This is a genomic window from Nitrosomonas sp., from assembly GCF_019752095.1.
Lineage (GTDB): Bacteria > Pseudomonadota > Gammaproteobacteria > Burkholderiales > Nitrosomonadaceae > Nitrosomonas.
Genome location: NZ_JAIEMO010000011.1, coordinates 1 through 18712, shown reverse-complemented (window position 1 = coordinate 18712; position 18712 = coordinate 1). Strand labels below are relative to the sequence as shown.

Annotated in this window: 17 protein-coding genes; 8 read left to right on the top strand and 9 right to left on the bottom strand. The window is 45.8% G+C overall.

The annotated features are described in order from the left end of the window. Positions 1-54: 54 nt before the first annotated feature. From K2Q13_RS05060 to K2Q13_RS05040, 5 genes are all read right to left on the bottom strand, one after another. A complete protein-coding gene (locus K2Q13_RS05060; RefSeq protein ID WP_292919621.1) occupies positions 55-948 on the bottom strand; it encodes a carbon-nitrogen hydrolase family protein in 894 nt (297 codons plus the stop codon). After that, a complete protein-coding gene (locus K2Q13_RS05055; RefSeq protein ID WP_292919619.1) occupies positions 945-1604 on the bottom strand; it encodes a GNAT family N-acetyltransferase in 660 nt (219 codons plus the stop codon). The genes K2Q13_RS05060 and K2Q13_RS05055 overlap by 4 nt, the downstream gene beginning before the upstream one ends. Before the next feature lie 228 nt (positions 1605-1832). Further along, positions 1833-2696, bottom strand: coding sequence for a hypothetical protein (locus K2Q13_RS05050; RefSeq protein WP_292919618.1), 864 nt, complete (start codon positions 2694-2696; stop codon positions 1833-1835). Between the two features lie 305 nt (positions 2697-3001). Then, complete coding sequence (locus tag K2Q13_RS05045) at positions 3002-5347, bottom strand: SLC13 family permease (protein WP_292919616.1); 2346 nt, start codon at positions 5345-5347, stop codon at positions 3002-3004. Between the two features lie 36 nt (positions 5348-5383). Continuing rightward, positions 5384-7252, bottom strand: coding sequence for an SLC13 family permease (locus K2Q13_RS05040; RefSeq protein ID WP_292919605.1), 1869 nt, complete (start codon positions 7250-7252; stop codon positions 5384-5386). Positions 7253-7351: 99 nt separating this feature from the next. Here K2Q13_RS05040 and K2Q13_RS05035 point away from each other — a divergent pair, with 99 nt between their 5' ends. Beyond that, positions 7352-7600 (top strand): hypothetical protein, encoded by a 249-nt coding sequence (locus tag K2Q13_RS05035; protein ID WP_292919603.1) that lies wholly within the window; start codon positions 7352-7354, stop codon positions 7598-7600. A 104-nt stretch (positions 7601-7704) separates the two neighbouring features. Here the strand turns inward: K2Q13_RS05035 and K2Q13_RS05030 are convergent, their stop codons facing one another. Continuing rightward, complete coding sequence (locus K2Q13_RS05030) at positions 7705-8007, bottom strand: hypothetical protein (protein ID WP_292919601.1); 303 nt, start codon at positions 8005-8007, stop codon at positions 7705-7707. Between the two features lie 313 nt (positions 8008-8320). Next, a complete protein-coding gene (locus K2Q13_RS05025; protein ID WP_292919599.1) occupies positions 8321-8893 on the bottom strand; it encodes a PEP-CTERM sorting domain-containing protein in 573 nt (190 codons plus the stop codon). Positions 8894-9266: 373 nt separating this feature from the next. On the opposite strand from K2Q13_RS05025, the gene nudF reads away from it, so the two are divergent. Then, positions 9267-9869: an ADP-ribose diphosphatase gene (gene nudF / locus K2Q13_RS05020; protein ID WP_292919597.1), complete on the top strand. Its 603-nt coding sequence runs from the start codon at positions 9267-9269 to the stop codon at positions 9867-9869. A 125-nt stretch (positions 9870-9994) separates the two neighbouring features. Then, entirely contained in the window at positions 9995-10321 is a 327-nt protein-coding gene (locus K2Q13_RS05015; protein WP_292919595.1) for a DUF4156 domain-containing protein, read from the top strand. A 102-nt stretch (positions 10322-10423) separates the two neighbouring features. Here the strand turns inward: K2Q13_RS05015 and K2Q13_RS05010 are convergent, their stop codons facing one another. Beyond that, positions 10424-10576: a hypothetical protein gene (locus K2Q13_RS05010; protein ID WP_292919593.1), complete on the bottom strand. Its 153-nt coding sequence runs from the start codon at positions 10574-10576 to the stop codon at positions 10424-10426. A 98-nt stretch (positions 10577-10674) separates the two neighbouring features. Further along, a complete protein-coding gene (locus K2Q13_RS05005; protein ID WP_292919591.1) occupies positions 10675-10824 on the bottom strand; it encodes a hypothetical protein in 150 nt (49 codons plus the stop codon). 609 nt (positions 10825-11433) lie between these two features. On the opposite strand from K2Q13_RS05005, the gene K2Q13_RS05000 reads away from it, so the two are divergent. From K2Q13_RS05000 to K2Q13_RS04980, 5 genes are all read left to right on the top strand, one after another. Then, positions 11434-11913: a universal stress protein gene (locus tag K2Q13_RS05000; protein ID WP_292919589.1), complete on the top strand. Its 480-nt coding sequence runs from the start codon at positions 11434-11436 to the stop codon at positions 11911-11913. Between the two features lie 104 nt (positions 11914-12017). Beyond that, positions 12018-14732, top strand: coding sequence for a cation-transporting P-type ATPase (locus K2Q13_RS04995; RefSeq protein ID WP_292919587.1), 2715 nt, complete (start codon positions 12018-12020; stop codon positions 14730-14732). A gap of 207 nt (positions 14733-14939) precedes the next feature. Then, positions 14940-16586, top strand: coding sequence for a cation:proton antiporter family protein (locus K2Q13_RS04990; RefSeq protein ID WP_292919585.1), 1647 nt, complete (start codon positions 14940-14942; stop codon positions 16584-16586). 140 nt (positions 16587-16726) lie between these two features. Next, entirely contained in the window at positions 16727-17707 is a 981-nt protein-coding gene (locus tag K2Q13_RS04985) for a universal stress protein (protein WP_292919583.1), read from the top strand. 319 nt (positions 17708-18026) lie between these two features. Continuing rightward, positions 18027-18712 (top strand): carbamoyl-phosphate synthase domain-containing protein (locus K2Q13_RS04980; protein ID WP_292919581.1); only part of this gene is annotated, 686 nt, incomplete at its 3' end.

Sequence of the window (18712 nt, the reverse complement as noted above, 5' to 3'; positions counted from 1 at the left end):
CAAATCCCGCGATTTATATTTCGCTAACTGTTAAAAACCCCTTCCAAGAAAAGATTACGATTTTCTGGGGCCGCACAGTGAGGTCACAATCTCCACCGGGTTTTGATACACTTCTCGCCGCTTGTCATATAAAGGAATGGTTGTACCGTTGATGCGATTCTGCGCCAGTGTATCAAGATCGACATCGGCGATAACCACCTGCTCCAGGTTCACTTCTCCTTCTGCCGCAATACCGTCACGCGAGAACGGAAAATCAGATGGAGTCATGATGCTGGACTGACCGTAATTCAGGCCCAGCCCCTCTACCGGCAGATTGCCTACAGTGCTGGCCACTGCCACATAAACTTGATTCTCGATCGCACGCGCATGAGCGCAGTAGCGCACACGCAAGTAGCCTTGTCGATCATCAGTGGATGAAGGTACGAACAGGATATCTGCACCCGCTTCGCATACCTGACGAGCCAGCTCTGGAAACTCAATGTCGTAGCAGATGAGGATGGCGATGGCGCCGTAGTCAGTTTGAAACAGATGCAATTTATTGCCAGCGGCAGTATCCCACTTGTCTTTTTCCCAGCGAGTACGGTGGATTTTATCCTGGGTGAACATCTCGCCGTTAGGTGTGAACATAAACGCCGTGTTATATAGCAAGCCGTCCCGCAGATTGGGATGGGTGCCAGCAATCAAATAAAAATTATATTTTTTTGCTAACTCAGCCATTAGATCCAAGTAACGCGGCGTATAGTCATGCATGCGGCGCACGGCAGATTTGATATCATTATCGGTATCGAGAAAGGACAACAATTGGCTGGTAAAAATTTCCGGCAGCATGACGAAATTGGGTTTATATTCGGCAGCAGCTTTGAGAGTGAAACGAACCTGGTTTTCAAAACCACCCCAGCCATCGATAGACCTTAACAAATATTGCACTGCAGCGATACGTACTTTCATAGGCTATTTCCTTCAGAAATCAATGTAGGTTTTTTTCTGTTGTAGCGAGGATTGAGCCAGACGATTAACGCGGCATAACCGAGGCTCTCTTGGTCCTCTGGAATATACCCGCTGACTATACCGCAGTAATTAAAACCTTCATGTAGTTGAAAGCTGAGCACAGGATCATGAATATCGCCCCATATAACTTTCTGCACATAAAGCTCGACCGGCATCTGATCAACATAATGATGATAGCCTGGCAAGCGACCGCAGGCAATGATGCGTTTGAGGTTAAACTTGCGACACAGCCTCCGCCGTCCTTGATAAAGAGCGTGACCGATCCCAGAACCTTGCAGTCGTGGATTGACAAAAACCTCCGCAGCATAGAGCGTCAAACCATGCGGATTATGGGTATCGAAACTGCCGCGCGCGGTGATCTCTTGCCACGTATGTTGCACTTCCCACTCATTCCACGAAACTACTAGCGAGCTAGCTGCGCCAACCAACTGACCATTTATCTCTGCCACCAGCTGCCCATGTGAAAACACCTCAAGCTGGTGTCTCAACAAATCTTCACGCCAGGAAGGGATGGTTGGATAGACTCTTTTCTGCAGGTCTATAAGTGGCTTGATATCGCAAACATCGGTGTTCCGAATAATGACCTTAGAATTCATTTACGAATAAAACTCTTGATAATTACTCTAGTACAATGTGTTAAATGAAAATACACGAAGAATCAGCATCAGCATCAGCATCAGCATCAAGACCAATTATACGCATGAAAGAAAGCCTTCTCAGACATAGTTAAGCAATATTTTGGCAGCCCCGAAGTTATATGTTAATAACGACAATGATTAGCAATCGATTTCTTTGACGCCTTAAATTGCCAATCATCCATACTTTCATCTTAAGGCATTTCTTAGATTTATTAAGTGCCTATCCATTCTACGACGCATTTGTTCACGTCCAATTGACTGCTTTAAACCACCGCCAAAACCGGTAACTTGATCAGTAAAAGTCCGATTAGTATAAAAAATTAATGAACCACCACGATAGGGTAAACAGCCAATAATTAGCTGGTTTGAATTATAGGAGTGCCCGACATAAAACTGCCGGGAAAGAATTATCCCGCCGGCATCCTCAGCTAATATGATGCGATGCAGCAGAACCGCCGTTGGGCGACTCTCAACTTGACGATTAATCAAGAAAAATCGTTCTTCAGCATCTGTAGACATGGCTGCAGGATAATTAAGCCAGGTCTGATACAGTTCGGGTAAATGATTGACTAATACTTTGTTGTTTAATATGGCAGCACGCAGTTCTTTACCTGGGTCAGAAACCCTGCCAGCACCGCGATCATACGGCGCGATTCCCTTCAAACCTTCATTACGATAAATTTGCCATCGATCGAATAAAATCTCTTTGTAAGTCTGCGATATCAAATCAATCTGTGCGGAGTTTATGGTTTGAAGAGCCTTGAATTCCTGAGTGGACAGGTTGAATTTGCTACCCGGTTTGGCCGCCAGAAGATCCGCTTCCTCTTTACGATCCAACTTAAAATCTAATTCATTGAAAGTATCCAACGTTGCTTGCGGAGAAATAATGGATTGAGAAATAATTTCAGTATCAACCGATGCCATGCCCCGATTCTTGAGAAATTCGATAACCTTGGCTGGTGTTGACGAAATATAGATAGCGACACCGGCAGCCAATTCTTTTTCGTCATTCTCAGTAATTTGAAAGGAAACAACTTTCCCTTGTTCCAAATTTACGAGATCTTGCTGCCAAATTCCAAGTTGCTGGATGATATCCTGTATGTGCAGGGAACTTGCGGCCTGCACAGAAAAAGTGCAACTTAAGACTAGAACAAGAATTATCTTGCTCCCGATTTCATAATCATGAAATAACTTATATAGGGTCCTATTATGTTTGAGCATATTGCTATAACTACATTATTGTGCACCTGATCATTCTAAAACTGTGAGTTCGATTTCTGCAGATTGCATTATAAATTATTTACCCCAATAACAGCGCCTTATCAAGTACTGTTATTGGAGGATCTTTATTGAATCTAAAGTGGCCAAAATACTGGCAGTAGAAAAACCGTAACCAGAGACACAACTAAAGTGAGCGGGATGCCAAGCTTCAAGTAATCGATAAATCGATATCCACCCGGCCCCATTACCAGGGTATTGGCCGGATGTGACACCGGGCTAGCAAGACTGGTTGCGGCAATTGCAACCACCATCATAACAGTTTGTGCGGATACACCCAGCGTTGAACTGAGTGTCAAAGCGATCGGTGCCATGATGAGTACAAGTGCTACGGTCGGCATGATTAGCGCGCCGAGTGTAGTGATAATATATAGCCCAGCGATAACGACCCACGGCCCGCCAGGACCCAGTAGATCCAGCATGTTTTGAGCTAGCAAAGTGGCTGCGCCGGTATGTTGCATTGCAATGCCAAGCGGCAGCATACCAGCAATCAGAAAGATTGATCGCCACTCAATTGCGCGGTGTGCCTGTTCCATGCTGAGACAGCCGCTCAGCACCATCAAGGTGGCTCCCGCAATAGCTGCAATCGAAATGGGCAGTAATTCCATAATTACCGCAGCAACGACTAGCAGCATCAGCGCACCGGCAAGTGGCGCCTTATGTGTGTTGATTGGTTTGACTTGTATCGGATTAAGAATCAATAAATCTTCAATGTCATTAAGTCCGGCCAAACGTACCTTCGGTCCTACAAAAAGCAGCCCATCACCCGATTGTAGTGTCATTGCACGCAGGCTTGATCGATGCGGTTTTCCTGCACGCCAAATGGCAACCAATTCCACCTGATAATGTTCATCGAACTGCAGATCTTCCACGCGGCGGCCGACAAATTTACTATGTGGATGTAACGTTGCTTCGACTAAATCGAGCTCACCTTGCTTGAATACATCCAGATAAGGAGATACATCATCCAACCGCTCCAGTTGCTGCAAACCGCGCAACATATCCAAATCACTTTCCCGCCCCTGGATCAATAATAAATCTCCCGCTTGAATAATCTCTTCTGAGGCCGGTGACTCCAGCACCTCACCATCTCGAAAAATGCCGAGCAAACGAAAATCAAAAGCATCTCCTAACCGATTCTCGGCCAATGTAGAGCCAGACAATGGCGTATCGTTCGGCACATGCAATACGAACAAGCGTGCATCGAGCTGATAGCTTTCCCGCATTTCTTCGGGCGTAACTGGCCCCACAGTGGAAAATTCCGCTACATCATGTAATGCTGCCAGCGCCTGTGGCGTACCCTGCACCAATAAACGATCGTCCGTAGCGATCACCATCTCCGCTAGCCGTGTACGGCGCAATAATCCTTCGCGTCGAATTGCCAATATATTGACTCCAAAACGCTCGCGAAATGCGCGATGGTGCAACGGCTTACCAATCAGGGAAGCATTGTCGGCCACCGTCAATTCGGCAAGCTTGTTGTCGGCCAGCAATCTCTCATGCAAAATTGGTGCCTCGCGCTCAATCTTGAGCGTACTCCAACTACGTAATCGCTCGAAGTGATCAAAACGACCTTGGGTAAGCAAAATATCACCCGCTTGCAACATGGTATTTGCCCTGGGTAGCACTTCTGTCCGGCCTGCGCGAGTTAATGCAATGATCACCAGACCTGCAGCCCAGGTCATACCGGAGTCAGCGATCGTCTTGCCAATCAGCAGAGCATCGGCGGGAACCTGCAAAACAAAGTTACGCTCCTGCAATCCGTATTCAGCCTGTAAGTTTCGTTTCTTTTCAATTAATTTCGTCGTATCGGTTGTCGGCAGCAAGTGACGACCCAATAGCGCGACAAAAGCGGTACCAATCAACAAGATTGGCACCCCGATATAGGCAAAATCGAAGAAACCAAATTCTACTTCTCCAGCCTCGCGCAATGCACTACTCACGAGCAGATTCGGGGGGGTTCCGATGAGCGTCATGAGCCCACCGAGCAATGTGCCGTAAGCCAGCGGCATCAGCACTCGAGACGGTGCAATTGCGGAACGTCGAGCCACCTCGATTACCACCGGCAGCATTAATACCGCAACAGCAATATTATTCATAAAAGCTGATAGCACGCCTGCTGCGATCATAAAAATTGTAATGATACGTACTTCGCTTCGTCCGCTTACGCGCATCACCAGACCGCCGATTTGATCGGCAATACCGGCACGAGTGAGTCCCTCGCTCATAATGTACATCGCCCATACCGTAATCACCGCCGGATTACTAAAGCCGCTAACTGCCTCCGCTGGCGACACCAGTCCAAAAATCGCCAAGCTTGACAACACCATCAGCGCCACTACATCCATGCGCACCCATTCAGTGACAAAAAGAATGAGGCACGAAAAGAGAATTCCAAGTACCAACACGATTTCAAAAGTCATTCTCGCTCAGCCTCCGGTTTTATTTAGCGTTGTCAGTTAGAGTGGCCAAAAGATCAATAGCAGCGGAATACTGACAACGATTACTAATATCTCGAGCGGCAATCCAAGTTGCCAGTAGTCACCAAAGCGAAAACCACCAGGACCCAGTATGAGGGTATTATTCTGATGCCCAATTGGTGTCAGGAAAGCACAAGAAGCGCCGATCGCCACCGCCATTAGAAAAGAGTCGGCATTCACTCCAAGCGCAGTCGCGGTACCAATAGCGATTGGACACATCACGGCTGCAGTGGCTGCATTATTCATTAAATCGGATAGAAACATTGTAATAATCAGAATGAGTGCAAGTCCCATAATGGCATGACCTTGCACAATATTATCGATCATGAATCGTGCCACCAGATCTGCCATACCCGTAGATTCTAATACGCCGGCTACGGGAATGAGCGCTCCGAGTAAGACTATGACCGGCCAATCAATTGCATCATAGATCGCTCGGGGCGCGATAATGTGAAATACCATTGCGGCCAGCACGCCGAGAGCAAATGAAATGGCTGCCGGCAGCAGACCAAAGGCTGCACCACAGACAGCGGCAGCCATGATACCACCTGCAATTAGTGCCTTACGTTTGTCAGGAATATGTAGCTCGCGATTAGCTAATGGCACACAACCAAAATCTGCTGCAAACTCAGCCAGCACTTCTGCGGTACCTTGCAGCAGCAACAAATCACCAGGTTGAATTTTTAACGTTCTCAATCGAGTTTTAGTTCGTGATCCCTCGCGTGATACCGCTAGCAAGCTGAGTCCATAGCGAGTACGTAACCGCATATCCGCAGCCGATCGACCTGATATCGTTGATTCCGGGCGAACCACAAACTCCATCAAAATAATCTCATCACTTTGAGAGGATTCTTCATCTGCTGCTACAGCGTCAAACTTTTTGTTACTTACCTTAATGTCATCGTACCGCCGAGCATGTTCAGCCTCATTTTGATCCTTCTCATTATCGTTGTGCTGTGCATTCGATTCTTCAAGATTTAGCCCAAGATTTGATAGAATGTGCGCCAGAGTGTCGACTTCAGCTTCAATGATCAGAATATCCTTAGCTAATATCTTGAATCCGGCTCGTGGTGCAGTCAAATGTTTTTCATTTCGCACCAAACCTACTACTTGCGCGTCGTGCTCATCTAAGATAGCTTCAAGTTCGCGCAAGATCATCCCAGCAACTTTACTATCGTCCGACACGCGTACTTCAGTGATGTAAGCCCCTGTCTCAAAAGCTTCTATACCAGTTTGTTTACGCATCGGAACCAGCCGCCAACCAACAACAGCAATAAAAATCACTCCACTTAAAGCTACGGCTAAACCAACAGGCGTGAAATCGAACATACCAAAGCTGCCATCACCACTTTGGGCGCGAAAACCTGACACAATCAGATTGGGCGGCGTGCCAATCATAGTCGTCATACCGCCGAGAATGGTGCCAAAAGCCAAGGGCATTAATATTCGACCGGGAGGCAGTTCGAGACGCTCAGCCAACTGAATCGCCACTGGCATCAAAAGCGCCATTGCCCCAACATTATTCATGAAGCCGGAAAGTACTGCGCCCAATCCGACCAAAGCCACCAGATTTAGCGTCGGCCCTGCATTTTTCGGCAAAGTATGGCGGACTAGCACATTAACCGCTCCCGAGGTTTGCAAACTCCGGCTCAGTATTAGAATACAAGCCACACTAATCACCGCTGGGTGACCAAAACCAGTAAAAGCATCTGCCGCTGCAATTAATCCGGTAAGCACACAAGCAAGCAGCGCACCCACTGCGACCATATCGTGACGCCAACGCCCCCATAAGAACATAGCCATTGTGAACACTAGAATAATAAGAATTACTGTTTGATTAGTAGTCATTTTGTTTCTTTAAATAAAATTTTCTAGTCTAGGATCTACTTGTCTATTACAAAAAAGCAGTTAATAAACAGAATAAATTCTCAGTATTGAGACTCTCGCATGATCCATGATGTCGCATTGACAATGCTTCGATTGATGTTCAGTAATAAGTTCTACCCGAAACTGGAGATGATTCTGCTTCAAGAAGCCATTTATCACAAGCGCAATTTACACCTGATAGCAGAAACCGGAACGGACGGCAGTTTTGTCCGCAGAAAGACTTATGCATGTTCATTTGAACGTTGGAATTCAGTCGGTCAAAAGCTTAATATACTGTTGTTTTTAATAGCCTTTGCGTTAGCGGGCTAGTGTTGGATTTGGATTCCTTGAAAATCAGCATAACTCAGCGCCGTTGGAAGCCGTAAATATCAGAGCCTTGACTCTGATCAATGATATTTTTGCAACAGAGCCAATTAAAGCCCGGCTTGCGCTGTCAGCACATCAAATTCACCTAACGTAACAATATTGACACCAAATTCACCACCCACCGCAAAGATGTGATTATCTTTCACGCCCACACAAACACCGTTCTGATAACACCGCGCATAAAATCCAAGTGTTATGAATGATGTCGTTGCATGTGGAAAAAAGGATGGATAATTAGATTCCGCCCAGCTAAACAATTTATCAGCTAACGCAGTGTCAGTATTCGATTGCAGAACTCGCCCTGCTACGGCTTGTTGAAAGTCCTCCAATGTTAAGTCATTATTAAACAAGTTGATGATGACTGCGCCTATGACAATGCGTGCATTTTTACATGGGCGGCCTAACGTTGAGGATAGTGTCTTATGGCAGATCTCAGCCAGATCGTTCTAGATTATACAATCACTCAGATTTACCCAACGATTACCGAGATCAAGTACCATACTTGGTGGCGCATCAAATCCCACGAGCGTGAGTTGTTCTTGGCTTTATAGCGAATCATAGTGTACGGCTTTGGGTGGTATTTCACTGATTTACGTTCCCTATTCCACCAAAATATAAGGTTTCTATAAATAGAATCAGCTTGTTAATTTTTCTGAGCAAGCTCTAAGTATTCTGTTTCTTTTGAAACGCCATAAAACCAAGTAGACCTAGTCCAGCTAAAAGCATCGCGTAGGTTTGGGGTTCTGAAACCGCAGCAATGGAAATATTGCCAAACTGAATAAGATCCAGTGCGATGCCACCACTGTTTGTGTTGAAGAGAGTCTGGTCAACCGTTACGCTGTGAAATTGACCAACGCCACTGATAGTAAGCGGTGCTGTAAAGTTGCCAGTTTCTGTATAACTAACTTGCCCAACGAGCGAGCCATCAAGACCGTAGGCCGAAATCGTGATGATGTTTCCGCTACTTCCAAACAGATCTGCGGAGTAACCAAAGAAATCCGTGGTTCCAATCACCCCACTGTTACCGGCGGCAAAGAAGGAAAACGACACTGGCGTGTCGTAGTCTATCCTTCCATCACCGCCGATTCCGGCGAGTGCGTTGATGCCCGAAGGAGCAGACCCGGAGGGTAATACAACCAATGCCGCTCTGCCTACCACGAGGCCAGCACTAAGGTACTGGTCTGTTACTTGAGCGGAGACTGGCACAATTGTGCCCTGCATATACGATGTCGGCATAAGGCCACCGGGCAACGGCTCCTCGAAATCCACGACCGTGTTGGCGATTACGTAGCTGGGAACAAAAAACGCGATTGCGGCACAAATTGTTATGCATGACTTCGAATTCATTTATTTCTCCTGAATTTGCTCTAGAAATCTGATGGCATTAGCTGTCGATGCTATCACAAACAAAACCTTATCCACACATAATGACAGTCAACTAATCGAGATAAGATACAATAACAATTTGTTTATTATATTATTTTATCTTATAGAATTAGTGCTAGCATAGAACACCCTGCGAGAATTAACTGGGCAAAACTGTTTTACATGTACGGTCATCTCGCAACACACTAACTGGTAATTATCCGGAAAGACAAGGGAGCAATTAATGACGCACAAGGATGTAGAGATCCTCGAAAGAACAGTTTGTTATAAAGGATTTTTTCGCATAGATCGCTACCGTCTTCGGCACCGCCTGTTTAATGGCGGATGGAGTCACCCGATCACGCGCGAATTATTCGAACGCGGTCACGCGGCGGCGGTCTTGCCTTATGACCCGATCAGAAACGAAGTAATCCTGATCGAACAATTCCGTATTGGTGCCATGGATACACCGGATGGTCCATGGTTATTGGAGATTGTCGCTGGCATTATTGAAGCCGATGAAATAACTGAAGATGTGGTCAAGCGTGAAAGTGTGGAAGAAACCAATTGCAATATCTCTGACTTGATTCCATTGTATGATTATCTGGCCAGCCCAGGAGGCATGACAGAACGGATTGCGTTATTCTGTGGCAGGACGGATACAACGCAGGCGGGCGGTATACATGGTGCAGCAGATGAAGGAGAAGATATCAAAGTTCATGTCGTCTCCCTTGAGACAGCACTGCAGTTTTTAGTGTCTGGAAAAATTAACTCAGCCAGCGCCATCATCGCACTACAATGGCTAGCATTAAATCGCGGTCTTGTACGGGAAAAATGGTTGAAGTAATAGATTTAACAAATCTAATGCTGAGAACAAAAGATATTCACAACTCAGATTTAATATACAGCATTACTTGATGAATAATCCCTTGCGTTGTATATAGGTAATATCTTTTAATAAAGGGCTATTTTATGAAAAAAATCCTTATTGCTGTTTGTGGTAGTTTAATACTGTCTTCTTGCACATGGGTTAAGGTTACTTCAAATGGCGAAAGCGTACGCTTGGTGCAATCCGCCAGAACGGTCGAGTCATGCAAAAAACTAGGTCAAGTCACTGCTAAAGTTGAAAGCAAAATAGTGTTTAACCGTGATACGGAAAAAGTTGCGGATGAACTTGCGGATCTGGCACGTAATGAGGCCGCTTTGATGGGGGGCGATACGATTGCTCCCGTTTCAGAAATTAATGATGGAAGACGCAGTTTCAGTGTCTATCAATGCTTCCCAGCCAGAACACAATAAGTGACATGAACCGCTGCCGATTTAGTATCAGTTGTTAACAAAGTACTGTATCAAATAGCGTATGAATGGGTGCACATTATGTGGTGATGTAGCTCAATCTTTCTAACCAGCAAAGCAGGCTTTGTGACTCACGGGCTTGATGGTAGTTCGCTGATACTGGATGGCAACCAAGACAGGATAGATTGCGATTGCATACAACAACATAAATGCACAGTTATCGTTGAGCCTGAACCCCATTGATTTGAACCGGCGCATGCCTTGTTCTCTTTCGCGAGTTTGCTGATGTAAAAGCTGAGCGCGATTGTTGGCGTATTTTCGGCCAAAATACTCCAATTCAGCATAACTCAGATAACCTACTCTCCTATTTTTATATCCTTGATACTAATGGCTTCTAAAGCATCGAATTTTTTTGGATCCATCATTTCTTGCAACAGTTTTTTTATATCGGCAATACTGGTTTTATATAGGTTTATATCTAACTCAACGGTAACTTCAACTTTCATAAATAGCTCCTTATAGTAATTTTTCTGCCATATCATCGTGTGATTCTATAATAAGTTATACCAGTTAACATGCTTCAAGAGTCCAACGCGACATTATGTCATTGTACCTTTCTCCAGAAGTGCAAGATCTCTTGTCGCAGATTCCAATAATTGCGAGCCGACACTCCACACTGCATGCTAGACAATCTTAGAAAAGATCGATGGCATTTTTATAAAGCCTATGACGTCAAATATGATGTTTGTTCAATTTTTTTCTACTTTACATTTATGGTTCGCACTTACAATTTGATTTATTGGTCGGAGCGTTCGCCATATTCAAGGGATTTACCCACTGCTTCTTTGCGCAATAACAGTTTTTCGTTAGCATGGCGTTAATGTACGCATCATATTCCTATTCGCTTGCAGCGAAATTCGTTACCTAGCCGGAGATCAGTTGTATTCGAAGTATTGTTTCCGCTCTCGCGACAAATTCTCAAAGTAAATAATAAGTTGGCTCTACAAAAAATTCTGCGTTAAAATTATAATTCATTCAATGAGGCCTTTGCAAAACCTTAATTTAGGAGTTTTTATTAATTTAATACAATGTGTTGCAAATCACAAAGCACACTTTTGCAAAAGCCTCTCAATTACAATTTCAAGAAAAAGAATCTCGCTATGACTATTGCACTGATTGCTTTCGATGGCTCGGAAAATGCGATGCGCGCCATCGATGAAATACTCAATACACTGGACACAAGTAAGCTGCATGTGCATCTACTCAACGTGTGCGAGCCGGTTCAAATTAACGAACTCATCTTGAGCCAAGATCCGGTATTAACCATGTTGAGTATCAATAAGGCGCATGAAGAAGCGGGATGGGCACTGCTGATCTCCGCGAAAGCACGCCTCGAAAGTGCTGGCATCGCGTTCGAGGCGCATGTGCTAAGCGGCAATCCCGCCGAAGTCATCACCGACTTCTCACAGAAACACCACTGTGATTTGATCGTGATGGGCACGCGCGGCATGGGCGCGATCAAGAATCTACTGCTTGGATCAGTAGCAAGCAAGGTCATTCACCTTGCCGGGAAACCGCTCCTGCTTGTTAAATAGCCATATAGATGTTCCATCTGCTCAGTTAAGTGTAAGGCGCGATGGAACATACCATACCTTGGTACTCGCCTATGTATTTGGTTATTGATTATAGGAAGTAGATAATGCAAACAGCAAAAACGCCAAAGTTTCAGCCATTATGGCATCACCTCTCTATCGAATTGGCGTTGGGAGAGCTGGATGCATCGCCGACGGGTTTGAGTCAGTATGAAGCTGAGGCGCGTATAAAAACACATGGCCCTAACAGGTTGCCGGATCCGCCAAAACGTAGCGACATCATCAGATTCCTGCTGCAATTTCACAATATCCTGATTTATGTGCTGCTCGGTTCTGCGGCCATTACGGCAGCTCTAGATCATTGGATAGATACTTTCGTCATTCTAGCGGTGGTGCTTGCCAATGCAATCATCGGCTTTGTTCAAGAAGGAAAAGCAGAAAAGGCAATGGATGCCATTCGTCAGATGCTGGCGCCCCATGCCTCGGTACTGCGTAACGGTGAACGTCATAGCATTGAGGGAGACAAGCTCGTGCCCGGTGATATTGTACTGCTGGAAGCAGGTGATAAAGTTCCCGCTGATTTGCGACTGCTAAAAACCCATAGTTTGCAAATACAAGAAGCAATTCTTACCGGCGAATCCGTACCGGTGCAAAAACAGATCGTATCAGTTCCCGCCGATGCGTCGTTGGGCGACCGCTCCTGTATTGCATTTTCCGGTACGTTAGTGACCGCCGGCCAAGGCAAAGGCATGGTAGTGGCCACAGGCGCTTCCACCGAGATAGGACGCATCAGCGGATTGCTGTCGAGAGTGGAAACACTGACCACACCGCTGGTAAAACAGATGGGGGCATTCGCCCAGTGGCTGACCATTTTCATCCTGCTGATTGCCTCGGTGTTGCTGGCCTATGGTTATTTTGTCGGCCACTATGAATTCACTGAAATGTTCATGGCAGTAGTAGGGCTTTCGGTTGCGGCGATTCCCGAAGGCTTGCCCGCTGTGCTGACCATCACGTTGGCGGTAGGCGTGCAATCAATGGCACAGCGCAATGCCATTGTGCGCCGACTGCCCGCGATTGAAACCATCGGCTCAGTCTCGGTTATCTGCACCGATAAAACCGGCACGCTGACCCGCAATGAGATGATGGTTTCCTCGGTGCTAACACATCAACATCTTTTCACGTTAGAAGGCATTGGTTATGAACCACGGGGCACAATTTTACTGGAAAATGCGGAAATTTCCTCCAAAGAGTATGCTGTCCTGGAAGAACTCGCTCGTGCTGCAACCCTGTGTAATGATGCGGCACTACATGATCGTGAGGGCACATGGATGGTGGAAGGTGATCCGATGGAGGGCGCTCTGCTCGCCTTTGCAAGCAAAATAGGTATCGAAACTCACAAAGAGCAAATAGCTTGGACACGCACCGATGCCATTCCTTTTGATGCCAAACATCGCTTCATGGCAACGCTGAATCATGACCATGAACACCACGCTTTTGTCTTTATCAAGGGCGCGCCAGAACGGATTCTTTCCATGTGTAATAATCAAAATGCTGGGAACGGAAATGTGGAACCGCTGAACAATACTTATTGGCAAGAAAAGGCGGACAATATCGCTGCCTTCGGTCAGCGCGTGCTGGCATTCGCTGTCAAGCCCGTAGAATCAGAGCATACGGTGCTGGAACACTCTGATGTCGAGAACACACTCACGCTGCTTGGTATGGTTGGGATGATTGACCCGCCACGAACAGAAGCGATTGCAGCTGTAGCGGAATGTCACACTGCCGGTATTCGTGTAAAAATGATTACCGGTGATCACGCTAAGACAGCGACAGCGATCGGTAAACAAATCGGACTGCAAAACCCAGATAAAGTTTTAACCGGAGCTGATCTTGATGAGATGGATGACACCGCTCTGAAAGAGGTTGTATTGATATGCGATATTTTCGCCCGCACTAGCCCGGAGCATAAATTGCGACTTGTCATGGCACTGCAATCACACCATATGACGGTAGCCATGACAGGCGATGGCGTGAATGATGCACCTGCACTAAAACGTGCCGATATAGGCATTGCGATGGGCAGAAAAGGTAGCGAAGCCGCCAAAGAAGCAGCGGAGCTGGTGCTGGCGGATGATAATTTCGCTTCCATCGCCAGCGCCGTACGCGAAGGGCGCACGGTGTATGACAACATTAAAAAGGTCATCAGCTGGACATTACCCACTAACGCGGGTGAATCCATGACTATCGTCTTAGCGCTGCTGCTTGGCATGACGTTACCGATAACTCCGATTCAGATTTTATGGATTAATCTAATTACTGCTGTGACATTGGGCATTGCGCTTGCTTTCGAACCCACTGAGGAAAACACCATGCACCGCCCGCCGCGCCCGAGAGGAGAACCGCTGCTGAGTGGCGAACTGGTATGGCACATTGTGCTGGTGTCCATTCTTTTTCTATGTGGTGTGTATGGTATTTACACTTACGCCATTGATCGGGGCTACAGCGTAGAACTAGCCCGCACCCTTGCAGTTAATACGCTGGTGGTAATGGAAATCTTTCACCTATTCTTTATCCGTAATATCTACGGGACATCGCTCACCTGGAAAGCGGTACGTGGCACGAAAGTGGTATGGATGACGGTGATCGGTGTAACCATAGCGCAATTCACCATCACTTACCTTCCACCCATGCAGACGATATTTGCTACAGAAGCAGTACCCATTTTAGATGGACTGCTGGTTATCGGCATTGGTGTCGCACTATTTGCCATTATCGAGACCGAGAAACAGATTCGTTTACGTCTTAAGGCCATAAAATCATGAAGTGAGACCTCTGCAAAACCCTAATTCATGAAATATTTATTTATTTAATACAATACATTACAAATCACGAGGTGCACTTTTGCAAAAGTCTCGTATTATGTAGATGTACCATTGGAGATGATTGCATGAGTTTTCATTCGGCTTGGCAGTTTGATCAGTCATGAGAAATGGCTACGCCTTCATGCAGAAAATTATTGAAACAATTAAGTGGAGATAATCCCCGATATCTTTACCGAAATGGCACTACTGCTGCTATTGGCTGTGACTGTGGGCGCTTTGGGCGTTCACTTGCGCCAGCCTTTGATAGTATCTTTTATTGCAGTGGGCATTCTGGCAGGCCCTTCAGCGCTGGGCTGGGTAAACGCCAATGATCAGATTGATCTATTGGCCAAGCTCGGTATTACCTTATTGCTATTCGTCGTTGGACTCAAGTTGGATCTCCACATTATTCGCACTATGGGACCTGTGGCATTAGCCACAGGTCTCGGTCAAGTCGCGTTTACCAGCATTATCGGTTATTTTATTGCAGTGGCATTAGGTATGTCGCCGATCACCGCATTATATGTGGCAGTCGCTCTGACTTTTTCCAGCACAATCATTATCGTTAAGTTACTTTCAGACAAACGAGAGGTGGACACGCTGCATGGACGTATCGCACTTGGCTTCCTGATTGTGCAAGATCTAGTCGTTGTGTTGACAATGATCGGTCTCAATGCCTTAGCCAGTGCAAGTATCGATGGAGCTTCAATGGGCCTCGAAGTACTGGAAATATCGCTTAAGGGAATCCTTTTCCTGGTAGTCGTTGGAGTTGCTACACGTTATGTATTGCCAGGATTACTCCATTCGCTTTCACGTTCACAAGAACTCTTGGTACTGTTTGGTATTGCCTGGGCCGTAGCTTTAGCGGCTCTGGGAGACATACTAGGTTTTAGCAAAGAAGTGGGTGCTTTCATAGCGGGCGTATCTTTAGCTTCTACGCCCTATCGGGATGCCCTCGGGGCGCGTCTCGTAAGCCTTCGTGATTTTCTGCTGTTATTTTTCTTTCTCGATCTCGGCGCACGCCTAAATCTCGGACTATTGGGCGCTCAGATGGTGGAATCTTTAGTATTCTCACTATTTGTGCTGATTGGCAATCCTCTGATCGTCATGGTTATCATGGGCGCACTTGGGTATCGCAAACGTACCGGATTTCTTGCTGGGCTGACTGTAGCGCAGATCAGCGAGTTTTCTCTCATCCTGGCCGCATTGGGCTTAAATCTCGGTCATATCGACACTGCAACCGTGGGACTGATCACGCTAGTAGGGATTATTACGATCAGTGTTTCAACCTATATGATCCTATATTCCCATCCATTATATGAATGGCTTGCACCTTGGCTGAAAATATTCGAACGCCGCCAACCCTATAGAGAAAATAAACACGATGAAACAATTACAGATAACATTCCACAAACAATTCTTTTTGGTTTGGGGCGCTACGGAACCGGGATTGCACAAGCGCTACGTGAACGTGGCTACCGGGTACTAAGCGTCGACTACAATCCAGAACTCGTTCGTGTACGTGATCCCATTGGGCTTTCCGTACTTTATGGCGATGCTGAAGATCCTGAGTTTATTGCATCGCTGCCGCTTGTGCGCACTCAATGGATAGTCAGCACCGCGCGAGATCACCACGTCAGTCTGGTGCTTATCCATACCCTGAAGAACCTCGGCTATGCAGGCCGGATTGCCGTTACCGCTCATCATCTCGATGAAGTTGCCGGACTGGAACAGGCGGGCGCTGATCTTGTGCTGGTACCATTTTCGGATGCTGCACGTGAAGCTGCTGATCGTCTTATTGAGCACACAACTTGAGTAAAATCACAGTAAGCTCAACAAAGAGGAAACAGTTAATTAACGACCACTTCGTGAGAAATTGTGCGGTTAATTATTCAAATAATGCGCAACACAAATCTTCGATGAAGATCTGAATCTTAGTGATCAAGGTAAATAAGATGAAAAGCTTTAAGAAAATTCTGTGTGTAATTGAACCCGAAAAAAATTGCAAATCCGCTTTGGAAAGTGCCGTAACGCTGGCGGAAAATAACCAGACCGACCTGACTGTCATAAGCATGATCGAAGGTATTGCAAGTAGCATTGAAATATTAAAGAGCGAAAAGATTGCAACAGACCTGCAGACCATGACGACGCGTATGCACAAACAAGAAATTGAGTCTTTAGTAGAGCCTTATCGCAAGAAAATTAAAATCCAAACTAAAGTTCTTCAAGGTATACCATTTTTAGAAATCGTTCGCGAGGTACTGCGTTACAAGTATGATCTTGTAGTTAAAACTACTGAAACTCAGGACTGGTCAGGTCGCATATTCAACAGTAACGATATGCATCTGTTACGCAAGTGTCCATGTCCCATCTGGATGATTAAACCCAAAACCCAAATGTCTTATCGGCGCATTTTGGCAGCTGTAGATGTAGATGATAACTGGCCGCCGGTTGAACAAGGAACCAGGGATATGTTAAACCAAAGGATTCTCGAAATAGCTGGTTCCTTGGCACTATCGGAGTTTGCAGCGTTGCATATTGTGCATGCTTGGGAAGCTGCTGGTGAAAGCCTTATTCGTGGACGCACCTCATTCACGAATGCGTCAGATGATGAGATTGCAATCTATGTAGAACAAGTACGAATACAACTTAAGAAAAATCTCGATATATTGATACATGACGTAGCGAATAGCTTAGGGCAAGATGCAATGGATTATCTCAAGCCTCAGATACATTTAATAAAAGGCATGGCACGTAAAGAAATTCCGATACTAGCTAAAAAAATTGAAACCGATCTAATCGTTATGGGCACCGTGGCTCGCACGGGTATCCCTGGATTCATTATGGGTAATACGGCTGAAACAATTCTCAATCAGATCAATTGTTCGGTTCTTGCGATCAAGCCGATCGGGTTTATAACCCCTATAACAACGTAGGAATAAGCGCTTATAATAATTGCGTGGAATTAAGTCGAGCAAAATGCCGCACTGACAATAGATAGGAACAAGCGTTCGAATGCTGGTTATAGCCGATGGACTGAAATCACTGATCACACCTCGTGTTCCAATAAATTCTCGATGAGAAAGGATTTTCCGTTTCAATTTTCCAGCGTATTTTTCTTGATAGCTAACTTGACAGTATCAATAGAAAAATAAACCTTTTTCACGTATAATTTTGACTTCAATGACCAGGACATTCAAACGAATTAGTCTTGGTTCTGTTTTCCAGATCTTGTCAGTTTCCAAGGAGTTTTTTGTGTCACAACGACCGCATGCCGTCCTCGCACTCGCCGATGGAACAATTTTTCGTGGCGTGTCTATTGGCGTTGACGGCATCAAAACAGGAGAGGTTGCCTTCAATACCGCGATGACTGGTTATCAGGAAATATTGACCGATCCGTCTTATTGTCGGCAAATCATTACATTAACATACCCCCATATCGGCAACACGGGAATCAATTCAGAAGATTTCGAATCCGGCAATATCAACAAAGTTCATGCGGCGGGTTTGGTAATCCGCGATCTTCCGTTGATGGCAAGTAATTTCCGTAGAACCCATACTTTGCCTGAATTTCTCCAGGAACAGAAGGTCGTCGCGATTGCTGAAATCGATACCCGCAAGCTGACGCGCATTTTGCGGGAAAAAGGTGCACAATCCGGCTGCATTATGGCAGGAGATGTAGATGTGGAAAAAGCATTACAAACTGCAAGAGGATTTCCCGGATTGGCCGGAATGGATCTCGCCAAAGTGGTCAGTTGCCGTCAATCGTATTCTTGGGCGGAAGGTGAATGGTCATTGGAGTCCGGTTTTCAGACTCCAGGAAATTTCCAATTTCACGTCGCAGCTTTTGATTTTGGCATCAAACGTACAATTTTGCGCAAACTGGCACAACGTGGTTGTAAAGTGACGGTTTTTCCGGCACAAACATCTGCCAATGAGAT

Coding starts and splice junctions, on each gene's coding strand:
- nudF (WP_292919597.1), top strand. CDS start 9,267: ATGACGCACAAGGATGTAGAGATCCTCGAAAGAACAGTTTGTTATAAA.
- K2Q13_RS05015 (WP_292919595.1), top strand. CDS start 9,995: ATGAAAAAAATCCTTATTGCTGTTTGTGGTAGTTTAATACTGTCTTCT.
- K2Q13_RS05055 (WP_292919619.1), bottom strand. CDS start 1,604: ATGAATTCTAAGGTCATTATTCGGAACACCGATGTTTGCGATATCAAG.
- K2Q13_RS05040 (WP_292919605.1), bottom strand. CDS start 7,252: ATGACTACTAATCAAACAGTAATTCTTATTATTCTAGTGTTCACAATG.
- K2Q13_RS04985 (WP_292919583.1), top strand. CDS start 16,727: ATGAAAAGCTTTAAGAAAATTCTGTGTGTAATTGAACCCGAAAAAAAT.
- K2Q13_RS04995 (WP_292919587.1), top strand. CDS start 12,018: ATGCAAACAGCAAAAACGCCAAAGTTTCAGCCATTATGGCATCACCTC.
- K2Q13_RS05060 (WP_292919621.1), bottom strand. CDS start 948: ATGAAAGTACGTATCGCTGCAGTGCAATATTTGTTAAGGTCTATCGAT.
- K2Q13_RS05045 (WP_292919616.1), bottom strand. CDS start 5,347: ATGACTTTTGAAATCGTGTTGGTACTTGGAATTCTCTTTTCGTGCCTC.
- K2Q13_RS05025 (WP_292919599.1), bottom strand. CDS start 8,893: ATGCCGACATCGTATATGCAGGGCACAATTGTGCCAGTCTCCGCTCAA.
- K2Q13_RS05035 (WP_292919603.1), top strand. CDS start 7,352: ATGATCCATGATGTCGCATTGACAATGCTTCGATTGATGTTCAGTAAT.
- K2Q13_RS05010 (WP_292919593.1), bottom strand. CDS start 10,576: ATGCGCCGGTTCAAATCAATGGGGTTCAGGCTCAACGATAACTGTGCA.
- K2Q13_RS05005 (WP_292919591.1), bottom strand. CDS start 10,824: ATGAAAGTTGAAGTTACCGTTGAGTTAGATATAAACCTATATAAAACC.